Raw genomic sequence first — 18,528 nt, 5'->3', positions numbered from 1 at the left:
GATCGGCTCCGGGACGGTGCGTAGCGGGGCCGCTTGATCCAGGGCTTGATGGGCGCGGTATCCGAATCCCGGTGATCACGGTCCGGATACCGGCGTCGGCCAGGCAGGCCCTGCTATGACCAGCCACGTCACGATGAAAGAGACTCCAGTCCCAGGCGGAGCAACAGGTCCTTGACCTCCGTTGCCTCGAACCGTTCCCTGGCCGCGGAAGGGTCGGAGCAGAGCAGCACCGGCGCGTCCGCGGGGTCGGCGGGAAGCAGCCCATGTGAGCCGCGGACGGCGCGAGCGCCCTGGTCGAGGCCGACGACGTTCATGAGGTAGCGCATGCCGAGCTTCTTGCGCAGCAGTGCCACCCCAGCCCTGCGCTTGGCAGCGCCGGGGTGCGCCGGGTCGAAGAAGAGTTCGGCGGGGTCGTAGCCGGGCTTGCGATGGATGTCGATAAGGCGGGCGAAGTCGGGCGCGCGGGCGTCGTCGAGCCAGTAGTAGTAGGTGAACCACGCCTCGGCCTCGGCGAGCAGGACCAGTTCGCCGGATCGGGGGTGGTCCAGGCCATACGCCTTTTTTCCGCTTTCGTCGAGCACCTCGGCGACGCCGGGCAGGGACGCGCAGAGCTTGGCGACGGCCGGCACGTCGGCAGGGTCGGAAATGTAGACGTGCGCCACCTGGTGGTCGGCGACGGCGAACGCGCGCGAGGTCCACGGGTCGAGGTACTCCATGCCGTCCTGGGTGTAGACGCCCAAGAGCCCTTCCGCACGGAGCATCCGGTTGACGTTGACGGGGCGGGAGACGTCGGTAATGCCGTACTCCGACACGCAGACGACCGTCCTACCCTGCGCCGCCGCGGCGTCGAGCAGCGGCGTCAGCACGGTGTCGAGCTCGGCGGCCGCTGCGGCGGCGCGAGGGTCGGACGGGCCGTACCGCTGCAGGTCGTAGTCGAGATGGGGGATGTAGGCCAGCGTCAGGTCGGGGTTGTACGCGGTCATGACGTGCTGGGTGGCACGGCAGATCCAGGCTGATGAGGCGATGCCCGCTCCCGGGCCCCAGTAGGTGAACAGGGGAAAGGTGCCCAGCGCCGCAGTGAGCTCGTCGTGCAGCTCCTGGGGGTAGGTATAGCAGTCGGCCTCCTTGCGCCCGTCGGCGTAATAGATCGGCCGGGGGGTGACCGTCCAGTCGACGTCGGCGCCCATCGCGTACCACCAGCACACGTTCGCCACCGTGAAGCCGGGCCGCTCGCGCCGGGCGGATTGCCACAGCTTCTCCCCGCCGACGAGGGCGTTGTGCTGACGCCACAGAAGGGAACCCCTTCGCCGCGGGATCCGTCGAGGTGACCTACACCGTGACCAATGCCGGCAATGTCCGGCTGGTCACGGACAACCGGGTTCTGACCTCCACCCTCGTGGGTGAGAGCATCTGGAGTGACACGTCCGCGGCCAAGGCCAGGGAAATCATGCCGGGCGGCAGCCGCACGTTCGTCGCACGGGTGCCCGGCGCCTGGCCGCTGGGGCCCATCGGTACGACGATCACGTCGATCCCCTCGCCCGCGGGCGAGCCGCTCCCGGGCCTCACCACCGAGCGGGTCGCGATCGACACCACGGTCTGGGCACTGCCGTGGCCGCAGCTAGCCCTCCTCGCCCTCCTCGCCCTTACCTTCCTCGCCATCCGGGTGATCGCTGCCCGGCGCCGCAGGCGTATCGAAAAGCTGATCATGCTCCACAGCCGAGGTACGCCTCTCGGGGCGTGAGCACCGGGGCACGGCTCCGAGGGAGTGCCCGCCGGCTGACTCGCCGAACCAGGCGCAGATCACCCGCGACACGTGTCGCGGGGCCTGTTTCACTTCCCGATCTTGACATCCGCCCTCAGGAGGTGGCGACCATCAACCGACCCAGGCAACCGACGCCGGTACGGCGTGCGATAGTGGCCCCCGTACTCGCCCTCACGGTCGCGTTCGCGCTCGGCGCGATCGTCGCCGGCGGTGTGGCGTTCGGGGTGAGCCGGCCGAGCTCGATCGAGCAGACGGCCGACCGGCTCCGCGCCGAGTCCGCCCTCCGGGACAAGACGCAGAAGACCCTGACGGAGCTGGCCCGCAGCACGCGGGCTCGGCTCCTCCCCGTGCTCGACGGCCTGAGCCAGGCCTTCCCCGCCGACGGCACCGCAGGGCCCGTCGGGGTAACCGCCGCCGACGTCGAGGAATGGCAGAAGGCGGCCATCGCGGCCGCCGACGGCCTCGCCGACCCGCCGTCCGGTGAGACCGCCACCAACGTGGCGAGGTCGAGTCTCGCCTCCGCCGTACGGCAGATCGCCACCACCGTCGACACCTACGCGGCCGCGCGGGACCTCACCGGACCGGCCCGCACCGCCGCCATGGACCTGACCGTACGGCAACGCGCCGACGCGCTCTTCACCTGGTCGATCGGAGCCACCGCTCTCGACGCCCTGAACATCGACGCGGGCTACGGTCACCAGCATGTCTTCCTACCGACATCACCCGGCGAAGGGGCGCTCACCCCCGACACCGAACCCGAGGGGAGTCACCACTCGTGAACAAGGCACTGACATACGTCCTCACCGTCCTGCTGGCCGGGTTCCTGCTGGTGCTCGGCGCACCGGCGGCCTCCGCCCACGGCGGACCGATCATTCTGGAGGTGACGGGGGACGGCGCCGACAACGTCAACGTGCTGGTGACGTACAAAAAGGACGGCCATCCCGTCACGGAGATCGTCGAGGCGAAGCTGACCGCGACCTCGGCCGACGGCCGTTCCTTCGGCCCGGTGCCGCTCAGGTCGGCAAGCGAGGGCCAGAACCTCTACCGCTCCGCCGAGCCGCTGCCGAGTGGCGAGTGGCGGGTCACCGTGATCGCGACCGAGCCTTCCAAGGCGAAAGCGACGGTGAAGGTGAAGTCGGGCGTGGTCGCCGCCGCGCCCGCGACGGACGGGGCGGCGGCGCCCGCGCAGAACAAGGCCGGTGCGACGACGACCGTGGTGGACGACCAAGGCGCGATGGGGACTCCCCTCAAGATCGGCATCATCGTGCTTGTGGCGCTCGTCGCCCTCGTGGCCTTGATCGGCCTCGCCTGGCGGCGCAACCGCATGGGCGTCCGGCGCTGAAGGAGATCCGCGACAGCAGAAGCGCGGCCGGGGTGAGGGTGTGAACGTTGATGATCCACAGGACCGTGCTCTGTGGGGCTTCGAAGGCGATGGCGAGGTCGGCGTTCATGTAGGCGGCAGCCCATGCCGCCCGGCAGATCCTCCATCGGCAGCCGCAGGCCGTCGAGACCACCGGTGCGGGCCAGCATCGTGGTCACGACCGCGAGGACCCGACGCGGCACGACCTGTCCGTCGGCCAGCCGCACGCCCGTGATGCCGTTCTCGTCGGACCGGACCTCCGCGACCGGGGTGTCGACGACGCGGATGTCACGGGCGGCGAAGCGGGCGCGTGTGTCCTCGTCCAGGTCGGTGCCGCGGGTGAAGTACACCAGATCGTCGGTCAGCTGACGGAACAGGAGTGCGTGGTGGATCGAGGCCGGGCCCACGGCCAGGATGCCGATGGGTTCGTCACGCACCTCCGATCCGTGGCACAGTACGGGCAGTGCACCACGCCGTGGCCCCAGTGCCGGGCAAGTCCGGGGATGTCGGGGAGCACGTCCCGCAGTCCGGTGGCGACCAGCGCCCGGCGCGCGTGCATGGCTCTGCCGTCGGCCAGGACGATGATGAAGCGCAGGTCTCCTTCGGCACAGGACGCGGCCGCAGCGGCGGAGGTCACCTCTGTCCTCGTCCATGCTCCGGTCGGATGCGTGGTCACTCCGGCCAGGTGCAATCGCCGCGTGCTCGATGAAGACCAGCACATACAGCCGCTTGACCAGCAACGTCTCGACCACCAGGAAGTCACACGCGACGATCGCATGACCTTGCGCGGCCAGGAACTGCAGCCATCAGCCCGACCCGGCGGGGCGCCGGATCGATACCAGCGACGTGCAGGATCTTCCACACCGTGGACGCCGCGACCAGGTAGCCCAGGCGCGCCAACTCGCCCTGGATTCTCCGGTGCCCCCATGCCGGGTTCTCCCGCGCCATCCGAACGATCAGTGCCTTGACCGGCCGGCGAGTGCAAGGGCGTCCCGGGCGTCGCCTGTCGGTAAAAGTCCACTTACGCGCCACGAGGGTGGGATGCCAGCGCAAGATCGTCTCCAGGGTGACCGGGAACGCCTCCGTCCACCGGCGGCGATGGACCAGTCTCGACAACGCCGCCAGCCAGAGCCGGTCGGCGTGACCCCACCGCGGCCGGCCATCGAACTGCCGGCGCAGCACCTGGTTCTCGTGACGGAGCACCAGCAGCTCAACATCCTTGGACAGACCAGAGCGGACCAGCACGGTCAGCAGGCCGAACAAGCCCCTCACCAACCGGTAGACCAGCGACAACAACACCCCGCGATAGTCGCAGCCACCGCTCTGATCATGCAGAAACCCCCAGTTCAGAGCACGAAACCGCATTTCCGAGCGGAACACCATCCGTCACCGTTGCAGTCTGCCTAGAAGGCCCCGCTATAGTGACTTTGAGTGGACAAGCAAACACTCTTCGCATTTGAGGCCGAGAGCGGCCTCCGGTTCATTCAGCTCGATTCCCACGCCGGTTCCAAGCTTGGCGCCTTCACCTGGGCGATTTCCGCGAGGTCGTCGAATTCGGGCAGCCTGTCGGCAGGAGCGCGGACGACGCCGACCTGATTCGGCCTGGGCGCCGCGATGTTCCTAGGCGGGCCCCAGCTCACAATGTCCGTCGTGGCGCCTCCTTGGGTGTGGTACTTCTCCTTCTCCTGCGTGGAGAAGCCCGAGCCGAATTTGAAGGGTAGCCCTTTCGCGTCGACGTAGAGCGTCCAGCCCACGACCTTGTTCGCATAACTCGCGTCCGGCCGCTTCCCCGCCACCTGCCGGAAAGTGGGCGAGAGGGCATACAACTCGGCGAACGTGAGGGTGCCTTTGTAGAACCCGGTCCGCCTGAGGTCGGCGGTCTTACCCGACGGGTTCGGCAGGTTGAATTTCTTCTCATCGGCGTCGGCGATCAGCGCTTTCAGCGTCGCGAGTTCGAAGATGTTGATGACGTGGTCGCCGAAGGCTGTGGCGCCCGCACCGCGGTTGCCGCGCCGCGCCCACGTCTTTCCCTGGGGCAGGTTCGCGGTCCACAGCCGTTCCGTGCTGTAGAAGCGGCCTTTGCTGTTGATCCAGCGGTGCGGCCGAGTTTGCGCGATCAGGCTCCGGGAGACCGGGTCGCCTTCGGCCGCGCGCTCCTTGGCCAGCGGCAGCAGATGACGGTTGAAGTCCACCCGGCGCGTGATGCTCGCCGCCACGACTCCACCCCTGCCGAGAACCAGCATCCCTTCCTGTATCGGGTTGTAGCGGAACACCCGGGCCGTGTGATTGGTGTATTTGTTCCGGTTATTGATTTCGACGGAACCGTACTGCGTGAACTTCACGCTCGCGCCCTTGGCGAGCCGCTCACGGACCGCACGCACGACGTCGGGAACGGCGGCCTCCGCCGCAGACGGAACGATGAGCATGGTCGCCGGACCGAGGAGCAAGGCGGATAAGAGGGCTGGTAAACGGCGCATGAAAAGGGGCCTCCGAGACTTGGCGCAGCGACCGGATGATCTACAGCAGTCCCGGAGCGTACCAGTCCCCTGCTCATTCAGAGCGAATCCCGCCTGTCACCACGACAGAGAAATTCAGGAAGGCTCGATTTCCCTATTTCTTCGCCACGAGTTTGCGGTGCCAGGCGAGCAACGTGGCCGGATTATCGGGAAGATCTCCGCCCAACCGGGAGCGAGGTATCAAGCGCGAGAGCGCCGCCGGCCACAGGCGGTCAGCCGGTTCGTAGCGCACCCGCGAGATTTGACGGCGCAGGACCGCGTTCCGATGCCGAAGCACCGGCAGCTCCGCCTCCTTGGAGACGCTCCTTCGTAGCAGCAGCCCGGGCAAAGACAACAGACGCCGGGTGACGGCGTACACCGTAGACAAGATCACGAGACATGATCCCAGGCGGCCCGGACCGACCATTCGGCGCCCTTGACCCCATCCGCACATCGAGCGCAGGGCTCAGCGCGGGAAGTGATTCGAGTTCTTGAGCCCCACAGGATCGGATATAGAGCCGCGGGCTTGATCGACCAGGGCGGGAAAAGACACCGCGGTGAGCGCGCCGATGGGCGTGTTCTGTGCGCTCTTCCAACTTATCGGCTGGGGTGCCTTGCGGCCCCGCGAAGGGAATTCGACGATCCGGTCACGGGGTACCAGCGGTCACGGCCTGCGATGCCAGTGTCATCCGTAACACGTCGGCGAGAGTGGTCTCGCGCAGGGACCGGCACAGGGCTTCGGTCGCCTCCTGGTAAACGTCGGAGAGTGCGGACTGGATACCGGCACCGACGTAACACTCCGCGTCGGGAGTCGAGGCGTGCATGCCGAAAACGGGCTCATCAGGAAGCGAGCGGTAGACGTCCAGAAGAGTGATGTCCTGCGCGGCGCGAGCCAGGTTCCAACCGCCGCCTCTGCCGTGGGTGACCGTCACCAGCCCGGCGTCCTTCAGCTGTCCGAGACAGCGCCGGATGATGACGGGATTCGTGTTCACGCTGCTCGCGATGCGCTGTGACGTCGCGACCTCTTTGTCGGTCCCTCGGCGGTCGTAGGCCAGCCAGGTCAGGACGTGCACGGCCAGACTCATGCGGCTGTTCGCGCTCAAGCCGCCCACCTCCTCCGATCCTCGCTTCAAAGCGGCAGATGGCGTCCCCTGCACCACTGACCCTGAAAGTGTAACCGTTCTTGTGTCGGCCAGGAGCTTGCGAGCTCTCACCACCGATGGACGAGTCGCACCCCCCTCAGATCTGGGCGAGACCGCCGTCGACGAAGAGTTCGGCGCCCGTGGTGAAGGAGCTCTGGTCGGAGGCGAGGAAGACCGCGGCGGAAGCCACTTCGTCCACGTGCCCCAAGCGCCCCAGAGGGATAGAGCTGGAGAAGTTGTCCTTGAGTTCGCGCCTGGCATCGGCGTCTTCGCCGGCGAAGCCGAGGAGTCCGGGAGTCTCGATGGGGCCAGGGCTGATCGAGTTGACCCGGATTCGCCGGCCCGCCAACTCTGCCGCCCAGGATCGGGCGAAGTTGCGGGCAGCCGCCTTGCTGGCGCTGTAGACGCTCATCGCCGGAATTCCCTGGGAGGCGTTGGTAGAAGACGCGAGGATGACGGATGCGCCGTCCGGCAGGAGTGGCAGGGCCTTCTGCATGGTGAAGAGCATGCCCTTCACGTTGATGCCGAATGTCCGCTCATACTCCCCCTCGGTGACCTCGTCGAGCGCCACGAGAGCGCCCACTCCCGCGTTGGCGAACAGAACGTCGAGTCGCCCGCTGCGTTCCCTGATGGTGGCGAACAGCGCATCGAGATCCGCCAGTCTGGAGACGTCACTCTGCACACCGATGGCACCTGCGCCGATCGTTTTCACCGCGGCGTCGAGTTCTGACTTGCGGCGCCCCGTGATGTAGACGGTGGCGCCTTCACGCGCGAAGCGCTGGGCCACCCCCAGGCCGATACCGGCGCTACCGCCCGTGACCAGGGCGATCTTCCCGTCTAGCTGTCCCATGTCCCATCCTCCTTGCACAAACGGTTGCTGTTACGACTGCGGTCGCAGGCTCCGGCCAGCCGCGGCCCCTCCACGGAGGCCGGTCGGCCGCGCGACCACCTTCGACATTAATGTAACACATGTAGTTACACTTTTGGTGATGGCCGGTGTCGCGATCGGCAACGCGGGCGGGGCCCCCGGCGCCACAGTGGCATCGATCGCCAGGCTCTTGGTGGAGGCGGCCGGGCCGCGTTCGGCCGGGGTGCGCACCCTGCAGGATGTCTGCCGGTTGCCGCGGGCGCCCCGGGCCTTCATGGGTCGTACGTCACAGGTCGGTGATGTGGGTGTCGGCCATGCTCAGGGCCAGTTCCGGGCCGTAGGCGGAGACCGGGGACTGGAAGCCCGCGGTGTACGAGCCCTGGAGGACGCGGCGGGCGATCTCCACGGAGGAGAGCTGAGTGAAGCGGTAGCCGGTCGGCGTGTCGATGAGGGCGCGGGCCACGGTGCCGTCTCGGCCGGTCGCCTCGGCGACGATCTTGCTGCGGCCCACCTCGCGCTCGGCCGCGCTCGGCCCGTCCGGCAGTGTGGCGAGGTCCAGGTCGATGGGCAGGGGCTGCCCGGCCTGGACGTAAACCTCGATCGTGCCGGCTCCGGTGGAGACGTGACTGGTGATCAGATCCCCCATGGGGACGGACGCGCAGATCTCCGGGCCGACGTCGCCGAAGTCGAACGAGGCGGTCTTCGGCTGCGGCAGCGTGACGATCTCGCCGTCGGCACGCACGAGCGCGCCGAGCTCTCCGATGCCTTCGGTGGCGCTGGCGATGGACCCGCGGGAGAAGAGGTTCAGCCCGGCGGCCTCCTCGGGAGTGGCGCTGAGCAGCTTGAGCGCGATGCGCAGCCGAACGGGCTCGGTGACGCGGGCGGCGGCGTACGCGGCGACGCAGTCACTGGGCACCACGTCCCAGCCGGTGCCGGACATGACCATCACGCCCGCCGCCCGAGCCGCGGCATCGCGGGACTGGGTGGCGGCGAAGACGTCGTATTCGGCGGTGGTGTCCAGGTAGTGCGTGCCGGTCGCGATGCAGGCGTCCAGCAGCGGGCCGGCGGTCTTGCGGAAGGGGCCGGCCACGTTCAGGACGACGGTGACGCCGTCGAGGCCCTCGCGCGTCAGCGCCGGGTCGCCGAGGGCGAAAGAGCGGCCCGGCACGCCGAACTCCTTGGCGAGGGCGTCGACGCGGTCCGGGTTCCTCCCGGCCACGATGAAGTCGAGGCCCAGGTGCTGGGCCCGCTCGGTGACGAGCCGTCCGGTGTATCCGGTGGCTCCGTAAATCATCAATCGGCTGTTGCCGGTCATGACACTGCTCCGAACTTTGTACGTGTTGCCGGCGCGGGTTCACTCAAGGCGCCCGCCTCCTTCTCACGCTAGAGGCAGATCCGGACAGGATGTGTCCTGGTCACGGCGCGGCGGAGGTGTTGCTGCGGTACAGGGCGTCGAGCCGGCTCAGCAGGGCTTGACGCACCGAGCCGGGCGACAGGACTTGCACCTGGGTGCGCAGGCCGAGCAGGTAGGCGGCCAGCTGGTCGGGATCGGAGCCGCCGATCGTGATGATCGTGGCGTCGTCCCCGTCGGCCTCGTGCGTCGCGACGATCGGCGCGACCAGGCGCAGCGCCTCCCGCAGGGGTACGGGGAGCCGGACCCGGGCGTAGAAGGGGTATCCGGTGCGGACGATGGTGTCGGAGACCAGCCGCGCGGCGTCAGGGGGATCGACCAGGTCGACGGTCACCCCGGTGGGCTGGGCGTCGGTGACGCGGTCCGCGCGGAAGGTGCGCCATTCGTCGCGGTCGACGTCGCGGGCCACGAAGTACCAGTGCGCCCCGGTGTAGACCAGGCGGTGCGGGTCGACGTCACGAGTGCTGCTCTTGCCGTGCATGTCCCGGTAGGTCAGCCGGGTCCGCTCGCTCGCCCGGCAGACGGAGGCGAGGACGAGCAGCACGGCGGCGGAGGCTTCGGGCGCGGGCGCGCGTGGTGTGTGTTCTACGGCTGCGTCCAGGCCGGTCAGCCTGGCGGCCATGCGGCGGGGAAGGATGTGCTGCAGCTTCAGCAGGGCCGACAGTGCCGCCTGATCACCGCCGAGGGCTGGGCCGTTGGCGGCCTCCCGCAGGGCCACGGCGACGGCGAAGGCCTCGTCGTCGTCGAGGTTGAGTGGCGGCATCCGGGTTCCGCCGCTCAGCCGGTAGCCGCCTCCCGGGCCGGGCACGGACTCCACGCCGTAGCCCAGCTCCCGCAGCCGTTCGATGTCCCGGCGGATCGTGCGTTCGGTGACCTCCAGGCGGGCCGCCAGTTCCGCGTTCGACCACGTCGGCCTGCTGGACAGCAGCGAGACCACCCTCAGCAGGCGGGCGGAGGTGGTGATCACAGCGCGAGCCTACGTCAGCCCGCGCATACCCTGGGCGGGGGTGACCAGCATGCATACGACCGAACTCGGCGAATTCCTCAAGGCACACCGCGCGCGCATCGAACCGGGAGACGTCGGATTCCCCGCAGGCGCCAAGCGCCGGGTGACCGGGCTGCGCCGGGAGGAAGTCGCCGTCCTGGCCGGGGTCAGCAGCGACTACTACACGCGCCTGGAGCAGGGCCGCGAACGCAACCCGTCCGCCTCCGTGCTGGACGCCATCGGCCGCGCCCTGCGCCTGGACAACGACTCACGCGAACATCTCCACCGCCTGGCCGGTCTGACCCCTCGCCTGGGCCCGCCCGGTGGCCTGGCCCAGGTCCATCCCGCGCTGGCGCAGCTCCTGGATGCCTTCCCGGCGTCGGCGGCCTATGTCCTCGGCCCCGCTTTCGACGTGCTGGCCACCAATGCCGTGGCCGCCGCGCTGCTGTCACCCTTCGAGGGCTGTACGAACATGGTCCGGATCCTGTTCACCCATCCGCAGGCCCAGGTGGTGTTCGCCAACTGGGACGAGGTCGTGCCCAAGACCGTGCGCGCGCTGCGCCTGCACTCCGGCCGGTTTCCCGGGGACCCGCGGATCGGGGCGCTGGTGGAGGAGTTGCTGAAGACGTCCGCGACGTTCCGTGACCTATGGCGCGATCAGTCGGTGGGCGGGCTCACCCGCGCCTTCAAGGTCTTCGTCCATCCGGCGGTCGGCCGGGTGGAGCTCACTTACCAGACCTTCGACGTCCACGACGCCCCCGGCCAGCAGCTCCTGGTCGGCACGCCCGAGCCGGGCAGCCGCAGCGCCGAGGCCCTGGTTTACCTCGCCTCGATGCGAAGCCGTTCCTAGGTGTCGTACACCCCCTCTCGCGCGGCCTTCATCGGCAGCGCCCTGGCGGCGAAGGTGGTGGGTGGAACAACCGCACCACACGATAAGGAACGTCATGTCCCTCACCTCGTACCGCACGCTCGGCACCTCCGGCCTGCGGGTCAGCCCGCTGGCCCTCGGCGCGATGACCTTCGACGACGGCAGCTGGGGCTCCGGCCCCGACACCTCCTTCGCCATCCTCGACCGCTACCTCGACACGGGCGGCAACTTCATCGACACCGCCAACATGTACAACGGCGGCGCCTCGGAGACCACGCTCGGCGCCTACTTCGGCAAGCGCCCCGGCGTCCGCGACCGCGTGGTGCTGGCCACCAAGTTCGGCGGCAGCATGGCGCCTGACGACCCGAACTCCGGCGGCGCCGGCCGCAAGGCGATCCGCGCCCAGCTCGACGCCTCCCTGCGCCGGCTGAACACCGACTACGTCGACCTGTATTGGATGCACCAGTGGGACCGGCACACCCCCATCGAGGAGACCCTGTCCACCCTCACCGACCTGGTACGCGCCGGGAAGATCCACGCGATCGGCCTGTCCAACGTGCCGGCCTGGTGGGTGGCCGAGGCCGCCACCGCCTCCCGGTTCCGCGACTGGGAGCCGATCGCCGCGCTGCAGGTCGAATACTCCCTGCTCGCCCGGACCGTCGAAGGTGAGACCTTCGGCGCGGCGCGGCGCTTCGGCCTGGGCGTCACCCCGTGGAGCCCGCTGGCCAGCGGAGCCCTGTCCGGCAAGTACTCACGCGCCACCACGGCGGTGCCCGGTTCGGGGCGCGCCGCCTACGCCGGTCCACACCTGACCGTGTCCACCTTCGTGCTGCTCGACGCGCTGGCCGAGATCGCCGATGATCTCGGGGCGACCGTGGCCGCGGTCGCGCTGGCCTGGGTACGGCAGCGGCCGGAGGTCACCGCCACGCTGATCGGCGCCCGTACCCCCGAGCAGTTCGAGGCCAACCTCGCATCCCTCGACGTCACCCTCACCGCCGAGCAGATCACCCGCCTCGATGCTCTGACCGCGCCCAGCCTCGACTACCCGCATCCCATGCTGGAGTCGATGGTCGGCTTCCAGCAGGGTGACACCACCGTCAACGGCCTGGCTGCCCAGGCCTTCGTCCGCTGACCTCGGTCAGCGCGCGGTGAAGGTCGTGGCGTCGATGACGAACCGGCAGCGCACGTCCCCCTTCTCCAGGCGTCCCAGCGTGGCGTTCACCTGATCAGCCGTGATCGTCCCGGTCTCGGCGTGGATGCCGTGCCGTGCGCAGGATTCAGCGTCTCCTGGGGCTTGCCGGATGCCGCCGTTCCTGGTCGGGATGATGATCCGGCGCCCGGCCCGAGCAGAGGGACGTGACCAGCGGGGTACCGGCTGTACGAGGACTCCCCCGGGACGAAAGGGCGCTTCAATGAGACTGTGGGGAATTCACCCTGCGCTACGGGACGCCGGCACTGCCGGGTGACTCATGCGGACCAGGATCGTAGTTGTCCGCATCTCCCGATAGCGTCGTCTTATGGAAGAAAAAGCAGGTCAGAGCCAGAAGATAAGTGAGACGTGCAAGGCCGGGCTGGCCGCTGCGAGCGACGAGGCGCTGCGCGTACGCGCCCTCTACGAGCAGGTCGAACGGCGCGTCCTGGACAGGACGTGGACGCTGCCGGAGCTCGCGGTCGGCTTCACCAATGACGCCGCCTACGTCGGGCGCCTGGTACTCGCGGCCGAACGCACCTGGAATATCGACGGCGACGTGGATGCCGAGCTACGGCACAAGCTCGCCGAGTGCCTGTGGTGGATCTTCGTCCTCGCTGAACGGCTTGGCGTCGACCTGCCCGAGGCCTACCCGTCCACCATGGACCGTATTCGTGGCGAACTCGAGCGGGCGGTTAGCAACATGAGTGCATAACCTATAGAGCAACCCACACCGCGACATACGCGACCGCCCCCCGGTTCCTCGCTACGGTATCGGTCAGAGCATCGGAGGCGCGGTCTCGCGCCGGGATGTGTCTGCGCTGTCCGGCGCCGGGGCAGACGATCTGGACCTGGCATCGCCGCATGGCCGGTGACGATATGTGGAATGAAGACTTCGGCGGCCACTGACCACCGAGGGCTGGTCGGACTACACGAAACCCGGGCCGAGCATCGCCCCGCCTGACCACGCCATCTACCGCTCCTGCGGAGGACGGCGCACCGAAGATCACCCGGTCGGCGGCGCGGCGACTGTGTGGACCCGGCCGCCGATGATGCGACCCCGCATCGTTGGTGGGCCGCGCGGTGTCATCCGACCGGGTCCCGCAGAATGGTGCGTAGGTGCTCCTGTGGGGTGGTGGCAGTGAAGGGGTCCAGGTGGATCTCGTGGTGCGCGCCGACGCGCCGCAGGCCGCGGTCCGATGCGAAGGCGCCGAGCCGCGCGAGGGTGCCGAATTCGTCCGCGAAAGGGCCGTGGTGCATGATCTGCACGACCAGTTGTTCGGGCAGTGTGAAGAGCGTCAGCTCGTGGTCGGCCGAGGGGACCGCGCGTCGGGCGGACGCGAGGTCAGCGGCGGTGGTGTCGTCGCTGACGTGTGCCAGCACGCGGTATTCGAGTGTGTCGACGGGATTGACGCTGTAGAAGTCGGTCCGCGACCTGCTGCTTGACCATGATGCGCGTCCCCTGTACCTCCAGGCGTGGGCCGGAACCAGCACAATCGCCCGTGCCCTCAAGTCGATCGAGCAGCGGTTCTCCCACACGAAGCAGTGGCCCCGTGTCAAGGCCGAGGTCTCCAAGAAGACGGTGATCCTGGCCAGCGGCCTCCAGGACGAGACCTACGCGAAATACATTGCTCCCATCTGGCCGGACCTCCGTGTGGAGAACATGGCGGCGGGCTACGCCACCTGGGGCTACAACTGTGCCCGTGGCGGGCAGGGCAACGTCCGAGGTCTGCCGGCTGACCGCGTCTGCTTCAGCGGCGCGTGGATCAAGCAGAACATTCAGATCGGACCGCTGGGCTCGCTATACCGGTCCTGGCTCGACGGTCAATCCATGCCGGGCGACCCGCTTGACATCTTCGGTGATCCCGAACGCGCCCCGTCCGGCTGGTGCAAGCCGCTGGCGCCGTACGACTTCCTCTCCGAGGGCGACAACGTCGCCTTCAACCCCTTGCTCAACACCGGAATCCAGGACCCGGAGAACCCGCTGCTCGGCAACTGGGGCGGCCGGGCGACCCAGACGAGCACCACGCCGAACCTGTGGACGATGGTAGCCACGGAGAAGGACGACACCGGCAACGAGGTCAGGGACTACACGACACTGCGCTGGGCCGGGGCCGCGCAGAACGACTTCGCGGCCCGCGTGCAGTGGACCCTGACCCGCAAATACAAGGACGGCAACCACGCGCCCACAGTGAAGATCCTCGGCGGTGACACGGTCCGGGCACGCCCCGGCTCCGTGGTCACTCTCGCCGGCCTCACTGACGATCCTGACAGAGTCCCGTGAATCTCAGCTGGTGGCAGTACCGGGAAGAAGGCACCTACCCCCGCACCGTCACCATCACCGACCGCGGTCACGACCGAATCACTGTCACCGTCCCGTCGGACGCCACACCGGGCCAGACCATCTCGGTCATCCTCCAAGGCACCGACAAGGGCACGTTCCCCCTCACGCGGTACGACCGGGTCTTCATCCAGGTCGTCTGACAACACCGAACACCACCCAGCGAACCGTCACGCCGGCCGGGTGGTGTTGCGCGTTACCGCTTCAGCGGACGCAGGTCTCCAGTCACGGAAACTGCTGGTGGACCGGTAGGACCCGCCGCGAGGAACGGGATAATAGCGCAATGGAATATCGTGAACTAGGCCGATCTGGCTTGCGGATATCGGTGCTCACCATGGGGACCATGGGTTTCGGCGGCGCTGGCAAGTTCGCCTACGTCGGCTCCACCGGTGTGGAGGAGGCACGTCGGCAGATCGACATGTGCATGGACGCCGGGGTCAACCTCATCGACACCGCCGATGTCTACTCCGCCGGCCTGTCCGAGGAGATCGTCGGCAAGGTGATCGAGGGGCGCCGCGACGAGGTGTTGCTAGCCACCAAGGTACGCATGTCGATGGGCGACGGTCCCAACGACGCCGGGCTGTCTCGGCACCACATCATCACCGGTGCCGAGGCGAGCTTGCGCCGGCTCGGCACCGACCACATCGACCTCTACCAGGTGCACGAGTGGGACGGCCGCACCCCGCTGGAGGAGACCCTGGCCGCGCTGGACCACCTGGTGACCTCTGGCAAGGTCCGCTACGTGGGAGTCTCCAACTACGCCGGTTGGCAGCTCATGAAGGCGCTGGGCATCGCCGACAAGCTCGGCTTGCCGCGCTTCGTCAGTCAGCAGATCTACTACTCCCTGCAGGCCCGCGACGCCGAGTACGAGCTGATTCCGGCCGCCGTCGACCAAGGCCTCGGCGTACTGGTGTGGAGCCCGTTGGCCGGCGGCCTGCTGTCCGGCCGCTACCGCCGGGGCGTGCAGCCGGCCGAAGGTCGCCAGCTCACCGACTGGAACGAGCCGCCGGTCCGCAACCAGGAGCAGCTCTACGACACGGTGGAGGTGCTGGTCGACATCGCGGCGGGGCACGGCGTCTCGGCGGCGCAGGTGGCGCTGGCGTACCTGCTGGGCAGACCGGCGGTCACCTCGCTGGTGATCGGCGCCCGCACCAGCGAGCAGCTTGCCGACAACCTGGCCGCGGCCGATTTGAAGCTGTCGGACGAGGAGCGTGCCCGGCTGGACGAGGTCAGCCGCCAGCCCCTGCTCTACCCTTACTGGCACCAGGCGGCGACCGCGTCCGATCGCCTCTCGCCCGCCGACCTGACCCTGCTCGGGCCGCACCTGTAGTCGGGGGCCGGCCCAGGTCCCCGGGCGCGTGGCAGGAGAGCAGAGGTCCGCAGCATGGGGTCCGCCGGGACAATGACGGTCAGATTTGCGCCTGCCGAAAATTCCATCCATGCAGGTCAAGCTGCATGTAAGTATTCGTGGAGGACGCCGCCGAGCCGGTCTCGTCGGCGTACGTTCAGATCGGTGATCCGCCCGGGGTCGATGATCGGGTCCGGGGCGGGACGCAGCGGCGCTGCTTGGTCCAGGGCTTGATGGGCCCGGTGCCAGTTGTAGAAGTGTTCGTACTCGCGCAGGGCGTGCCGCAGGTGGAGTTCGTTCCATACGAGGCAGCAGTCGAGGAGCTCTCGCCGACACGACTGCACCCACCGCTCCATGATCGAGTTCATCTGCGGCATCCGGACACCGGTGAGCACCGTCTTGATGCCTGTGGGGCTCAATAATGGGTTCGGTGTCTGGCCTGCCGGTTCTCGGGTGGTGTCGCTGGTCAGCCGGCGATCCGGCACTCGTTGACAACGCCGAGGATGGCTTTGCGGTGGACAGCGTGGTCGGCCAGGTCGATGGGCTTGGCGGTCCTGGTTTCGGCTTGCGATGGTGTCAACTGTCCGATGCCGCGGTGAGGTCGGGCCGTGTTGTACGAAGGCATCGGTGAATTGGCCGCCGCGGTCGCGGATCAGGAACTTCAGCTTCGTCATGTCGGTGTCGGTGTCGATGAGGAAGTTGCGGGCGGCCTGAGCGGTCCACGGGCCGGTGGGGTTGGCGGTGACGCCGAGCAGGTACGCGAACACGACTCGATCCACAATAGCCGACAAAGGCGTCAATTTATGGACATCGTTGTCGAAGCGTTGCTAGGGTCAACCGTCATGCGAACGCCACGCTACGGACCCGACGCCCCAGACGCTACCTATGTCCCCCACGTCGGTCGCATCCAGCGCCCGGTCCTGGTCAGCGGGCTTTTTCCTCAGGTGGCCTGATGTCCGCCTGGCTGTCCGCGTACGGGTTGCCCGGCAGCATCCGCGGGGCCTATTACGAGGATCCGCCGCTGTTCCACGCCGAGGTCGACACCTCGTGCGGGCAGTCCTTGCGCCAGGGTCTCGGCCCGTTGATCGCGCTTTGGAGCAAGTACCTGGGCGATCAGTGGTCGATCGGCGATCGGGAAGGCATGCTCAACGCGGCACAGGACGAGTTGCCGCCTCGGCTCACCGTCACCCTCGGCAGGTTCACCGCAGGAGACGGCCCGCCCCAGAATCTCAAGGAGTACGACCCCCGAATGGGGCCGCGCCTTCTGGACCGGAACCGTCGCGGCGAGCTGCGACTATGCCCGCATGCTGCCCTCGGTCAAGGTGGCGGTGCTGCTGACCCACCACTTCCGGCAGGGGGACGAGCAGACGAGCCAGTTGATAGGCGCGCTGTCCGACCGGCAGGCCGCCCGCGCCCGGGAGCTCATCACCCAGGCCGACCAGCCCGTCGACCACCGCTCGTTCCCCCGGCTCGGCCACGCGATGCACACGGAGGATCCCAAGCTCTTCGCCGAGACCCTCAGCGAATGGGCGGCCACGCTGCCATCGTGAACGCCATCTCGCCCAGGCGCCGGCCCGGGATCGCCCTGCCCTGCGGACTGGTCTACGACCGCGGTTGAGAAGATCGAGATCATGCGCGCCATCGTCGCCCGTGGCCCGGCCAGGGCCGCCTGATGCACATCAGGACGACCCGTTCTGGCGGCCTAGGCCACCTGCTGCTCAACCGGCCAGCGGCACTCAACGCACTCACCCACGACATGGTCCGACGGCTCGACGCCACGTTGCACGCCTGGGCGAGCGATGCCGCCGTCGAGGCCGTGCTCATCAGCGGCGCGGGCGAGCGCGGCCTGTGCGCGGGAGGGGACATCCGCTCCATCTATCACGACATCCGCCGGGGCGGCGACGCCACTGCCGCGTTCTGGCGTGACGAGTACCGGCTCAACGCCCACATCGCCAGGTACGCCAAGCCGTACGTCGCCCTTATGGACGGCCTGGTCATGGGAGGCGGTGTCGGCGTCTCAGCACACGGCAGCGTACGGGTGGTCACCGAACGGACGAAGCTCGCCATGCCCGAGACGCGCATCGGCCTGGTCCCCGACGTGGGCGGCACGTACCTGCTCTCCCGGGCGCCGGGTGAGATCGGCATGCATCTGGCGCTGACCGGGACGGCGATCGGGGCGGGCGACGCCATCGCCTGTGGCCTGGCCGACCACTTCATCCCCTCCGCGGAGATGACCGCCTTCACGCGGGCCGTCGCGGAGGGCGGGGTGACCGCTGCCGTGGAGGCCCACGCCCAGGCGCCACCGTCCGGGGTACTGGCGGAGCAGCGTTCCTGGATCGACGTCTGCTACGCGGCCGAGGACGTGGCGACCATCGTGAAGCTGTTGCTGGACACCGGCGAGCTCGCGGCAAAGGAGGCGGCCGCGCGGATCGGCGGCAACTCCCCCACGGCACTCCAGGTGACCCATGCGGCGATCCGCCGGGCAGGGCTACTCGGCTCGCTGGAGGAGGTCCTCCTTCAGGAGTACCGGACGTCGTGCCGGGCCCTGGGCCATCCGGATCTGGAGGAGGGGATCCGCGCCCAGGTCATCGACAAGGACCGGACGCCCCGCTGGGCGGCCACCGCCCCGTCCGACGCGGTCGAGGTGTTCTTCGCCCCGCTGGGTGAGCGGGAGTTGAGACTGTCATGACGGGCGTCGAACCCATCAGCCTTTCCTCAGTGTCGAAATATTGACATCAGTGTCGAGTTCTTCGTATGTT

Annotated in this window: 20 protein-coding genes and 1 pseudogene; 11 read left to right on the top strand and 10 right to left on the bottom strand. The window is 68.3% G+C overall.

The window, feature by feature from the left end:
• Positions 1-128: 128 nt before the first annotated feature.
• Positions 129-1,292: pseudogene (locus ACTMTF_RS41250) on the bottom strand (nucleotide pyrophosphatase/phosphodiesterase family protein); the annotation flags it as partial.
• Between the two features lie 32 nt (positions 1,293-1,324).
• Between ACTMTF_RS41250 and ACTMTF_RS41245 the strand changes: the two are divergent.
• The 3 genes from ACTMTF_RS41245 to ACTMTF_RS41235 all read left to right on the top strand — a co-directional run bounded on the left by ACTMTF_RS41245 (position 1,325) and on the right by ACTMTF_RS41235 (position 3,104).
• Positions 1,325-1,741 carry a hypothetical protein gene (locus tag ACTMTF_RS41245; RefSeq protein ID WP_441115554.1) on the top strand — a complete coding sequence of 139 codons (417 nt, stop codon included), beginning with the start codon at positions 1,325-1,327 and terminating at the stop codon, positions 1,739-1,741.
• A gap of 173 nt (positions 1,742-1,914) precedes the next feature.
• On the top strand, positions 1,915-2,541 hold the full coding sequence (locus ACTMTF_RS41240; RefSeq protein ID WP_441115553.1) for a hypothetical protein: 627 nt from the start codon (positions 1,915-1,917) through the stop codon (positions 2,539-2,541).
• Entirely contained in the window at positions 2,538-3,104 is a 567-nt protein-coding gene (locus tag ACTMTF_RS41235) for a hypothetical protein (RefSeq protein ID WP_441115552.1), read from the top strand. Before ACTMTF_RS41240 ends, ACTMTF_RS41235 begins: the two co-directional genes overlap by 4 nt.
• A gap of 379 nt (positions 3,105-3,483) precedes the next feature.
• On the opposite strand, the gene ACTMTF_RS41230 is transcribed toward ACTMTF_RS41235, so the two are convergent.
• From ACTMTF_RS41230 to ACTMTF_RS41200, 7 genes are all read right to left on the bottom strand, one after another.
• On the bottom strand, positions 3,484-3,759 hold the full coding sequence (locus tag ACTMTF_RS41230) for a hypothetical protein (RefSeq protein WP_441115551.1): 276 nt from the start codon (positions 3,757-3,759) through the stop codon (positions 3,484-3,486).
• Between the two features lie 122 nt (positions 3,760-3,881).
• On the bottom strand, positions 3,882-4,505 hold the full coding sequence (locus ACTMTF_RS41225; RefSeq protein ID WP_441115550.1) for a helix-turn-helix domain-containing protein: 624 nt from the start codon (positions 4,503-4,505) through the stop codon (positions 3,882-3,884).
• A 101-nt stretch (positions 4,506-4,606) separates the two neighbouring features.
• On the bottom strand, positions 4,607-5,548 hold the full coding sequence (locus ACTMTF_RS41220) for a hypothetical protein (RefSeq protein ID WP_441115549.1): 942 nt from the start codon (positions 5,546-5,548) through the stop codon (positions 4,607-4,609).
• A 716-nt stretch (positions 5,549-6,264) separates the two neighbouring features.
• A complete protein-coding gene (locus ACTMTF_RS41215; protein WP_441115634.1) occupies positions 6,265-6,729 on the bottom strand; it encodes an Rrf2 family transcriptional regulator in 465 nt (154 codons plus the stop codon).
• A 127-nt stretch (positions 6,730-6,856) separates the two neighbouring features.
• A complete protein-coding gene (locus tag ACTMTF_RS41210) occupies positions 6,857-7,609 on the bottom strand; it encodes a glucose 1-dehydrogenase (RefSeq protein ID WP_441115548.1) in 753 nt (250 codons plus the stop codon).
• Positions 7,610-7,913: 304 nt separating this feature from the next.
• Positions 7,914-8,942, bottom strand: a complete 1,029-nt coding sequence (locus tag ACTMTF_RS41205) for a saccharopine dehydrogenase family protein (RefSeq protein ID WP_441115547.1) — start codon at positions 8,940-8,942, stop codon at positions 7,914-7,916.
• 100 nt (positions 8,943-9,042) lie between these two features.
• Positions 9,043-10,005, bottom strand: a complete 963-nt coding sequence (locus tag ACTMTF_RS41200; RefSeq protein WP_441115546.1) for a helix-turn-helix transcriptional regulator — start codon at positions 10,003-10,005, stop codon at positions 9,043-9,045.
• Positions 10,006-10,054: 49 nt separating this feature from the next.
• On the opposite strand from ACTMTF_RS41200, the gene ACTMTF_RS41195 reads away from it, so the two are divergent.
• From ACTMTF_RS41195 to ACTMTF_RS41185, 3 genes are all read left to right on the top strand, one after another.
• Positions 10,055-10,873 carry a helix-turn-helix transcriptional regulator gene (locus tag ACTMTF_RS41195; protein ID WP_441115633.1) on the top strand — a complete coding sequence of 273 codons (819 nt, stop codon included), beginning with the start codon at positions 10,055-10,057 and terminating at the stop codon, positions 10,871-10,873.
• Positions 10,874-10,967: 94 nt separating this feature from the next.
• The gene (locus ACTMTF_RS41190; protein WP_441115545.1) at positions 10,968-12,023 is read left to right on the top strand and encodes an aldo/keto reductase; all 1,056 of its coding nucleotides are present in this window, start codon (positions 10,968-10,970) and stop codon (positions 12,021-12,023) included.
• A 385-nt stretch (positions 12,024-12,408) separates the two neighbouring features.
• The gene (locus ACTMTF_RS41185) at positions 12,409-12,795 is read left to right on the top strand and encodes a hypothetical protein (protein ID WP_441115544.1); all 387 of its coding nucleotides are present in this window, start codon (positions 12,409-12,411) and stop codon (positions 12,793-12,795) included.
• Between the two features lie 371 nt (positions 12,796-13,166).
• Here the strand turns inward: ACTMTF_RS41185 and ACTMTF_RS41180 are convergent, their stop codons facing one another.
• Positions 13,167-13,463 (bottom strand): hypothetical protein, encoded by a 297-nt coding sequence (locus tag ACTMTF_RS41180; RefSeq protein WP_441115543.1) that lies wholly within the window; start codon positions 13,461-13,463, stop codon positions 13,167-13,169.
• A 52-nt stretch (positions 13,464-13,515) separates the two neighbouring features.
• Between ACTMTF_RS41180 and ACTMTF_RS41175 the strand changes: the two genes are divergently transcribed.
• From ACTMTF_RS41175 to ACTMTF_RS41165, 3 genes are all read left to right on the top strand, one after another.
• Positions 13,516-14,364, top strand: coding sequence for a nucleoside hydrolase-like domain-containing protein (locus ACTMTF_RS41175; protein WP_441115632.1), 849 nt, complete (start codon positions 13,516-13,518; stop codon positions 14,362-14,364).
• Positions 14,361-14,564, top strand: a complete 204-nt coding sequence (locus ACTMTF_RS41170) for a hypothetical protein (protein WP_441115542.1) — start codon at positions 14,361-14,363, stop codon at positions 14,562-14,564. The genes ACTMTF_RS41175 and ACTMTF_RS41170 overlap by 4 nt, the downstream gene beginning before the upstream one ends.
• A gap of 191 nt (positions 14,565-14,755) precedes the next feature.
• Entirely contained in the window at positions 14,756-15,751 is a 996-nt protein-coding gene (locus ACTMTF_RS41165) for an aldo/keto reductase (protein ID WP_441115541.1), read from the top strand.
• A gap of 116 nt (positions 15,752-15,867) precedes the next feature.
• Here ACTMTF_RS41165 and ACTMTF_RS41160 read toward each other — a convergent pair whose 3' ends face one another.
• The gene (locus ACTMTF_RS41160; protein ID WP_441115540.1) at positions 15,868-16,536 is read right to left on the bottom strand and encodes an integrase core domain-containing protein; all 669 of its coding nucleotides are present in this window, start codon (positions 16,534-16,536) and stop codon (positions 15,868-15,870) included.
• A 537-nt stretch (positions 16,537-17,073) separates the two neighbouring features.
• On the opposite strand from ACTMTF_RS41160, the gene ACTMTF_RS41155 reads away from it, so the two are divergent.
• Entirely contained in the window at positions 17,074-17,319 is a 246-nt protein-coding gene (locus ACTMTF_RS41155; protein WP_441115539.1) for a hypothetical protein, read from the top strand.
• A gap of 122 nt (positions 17,320-17,441) precedes the next feature.
• Positions 17,442-18,458 (top strand): enoyl-CoA hydratase/isomerase family protein, encoded by a 1,017-nt coding sequence (locus ACTMTF_RS41150; RefSeq protein ID WP_441115538.1) that lies wholly within the window; start codon positions 17,442-17,444, stop codon positions 18,456-18,458.
• Positions 18,459-18,528 lie beyond the last annotated feature (70 nt).

Origin of the sequence: Nonomuraea sp. ZG12, from assembly GCF_052068115.1 — a bacterium.
Lineage (GTDB): Bacteria > Actinomycetota > Actinomycetes > Streptosporangiales > Streptosporangiaceae > Nonomuraea.
This window is presented reverse-complemented; position numbering and strand designations above follow the sequence as displayed.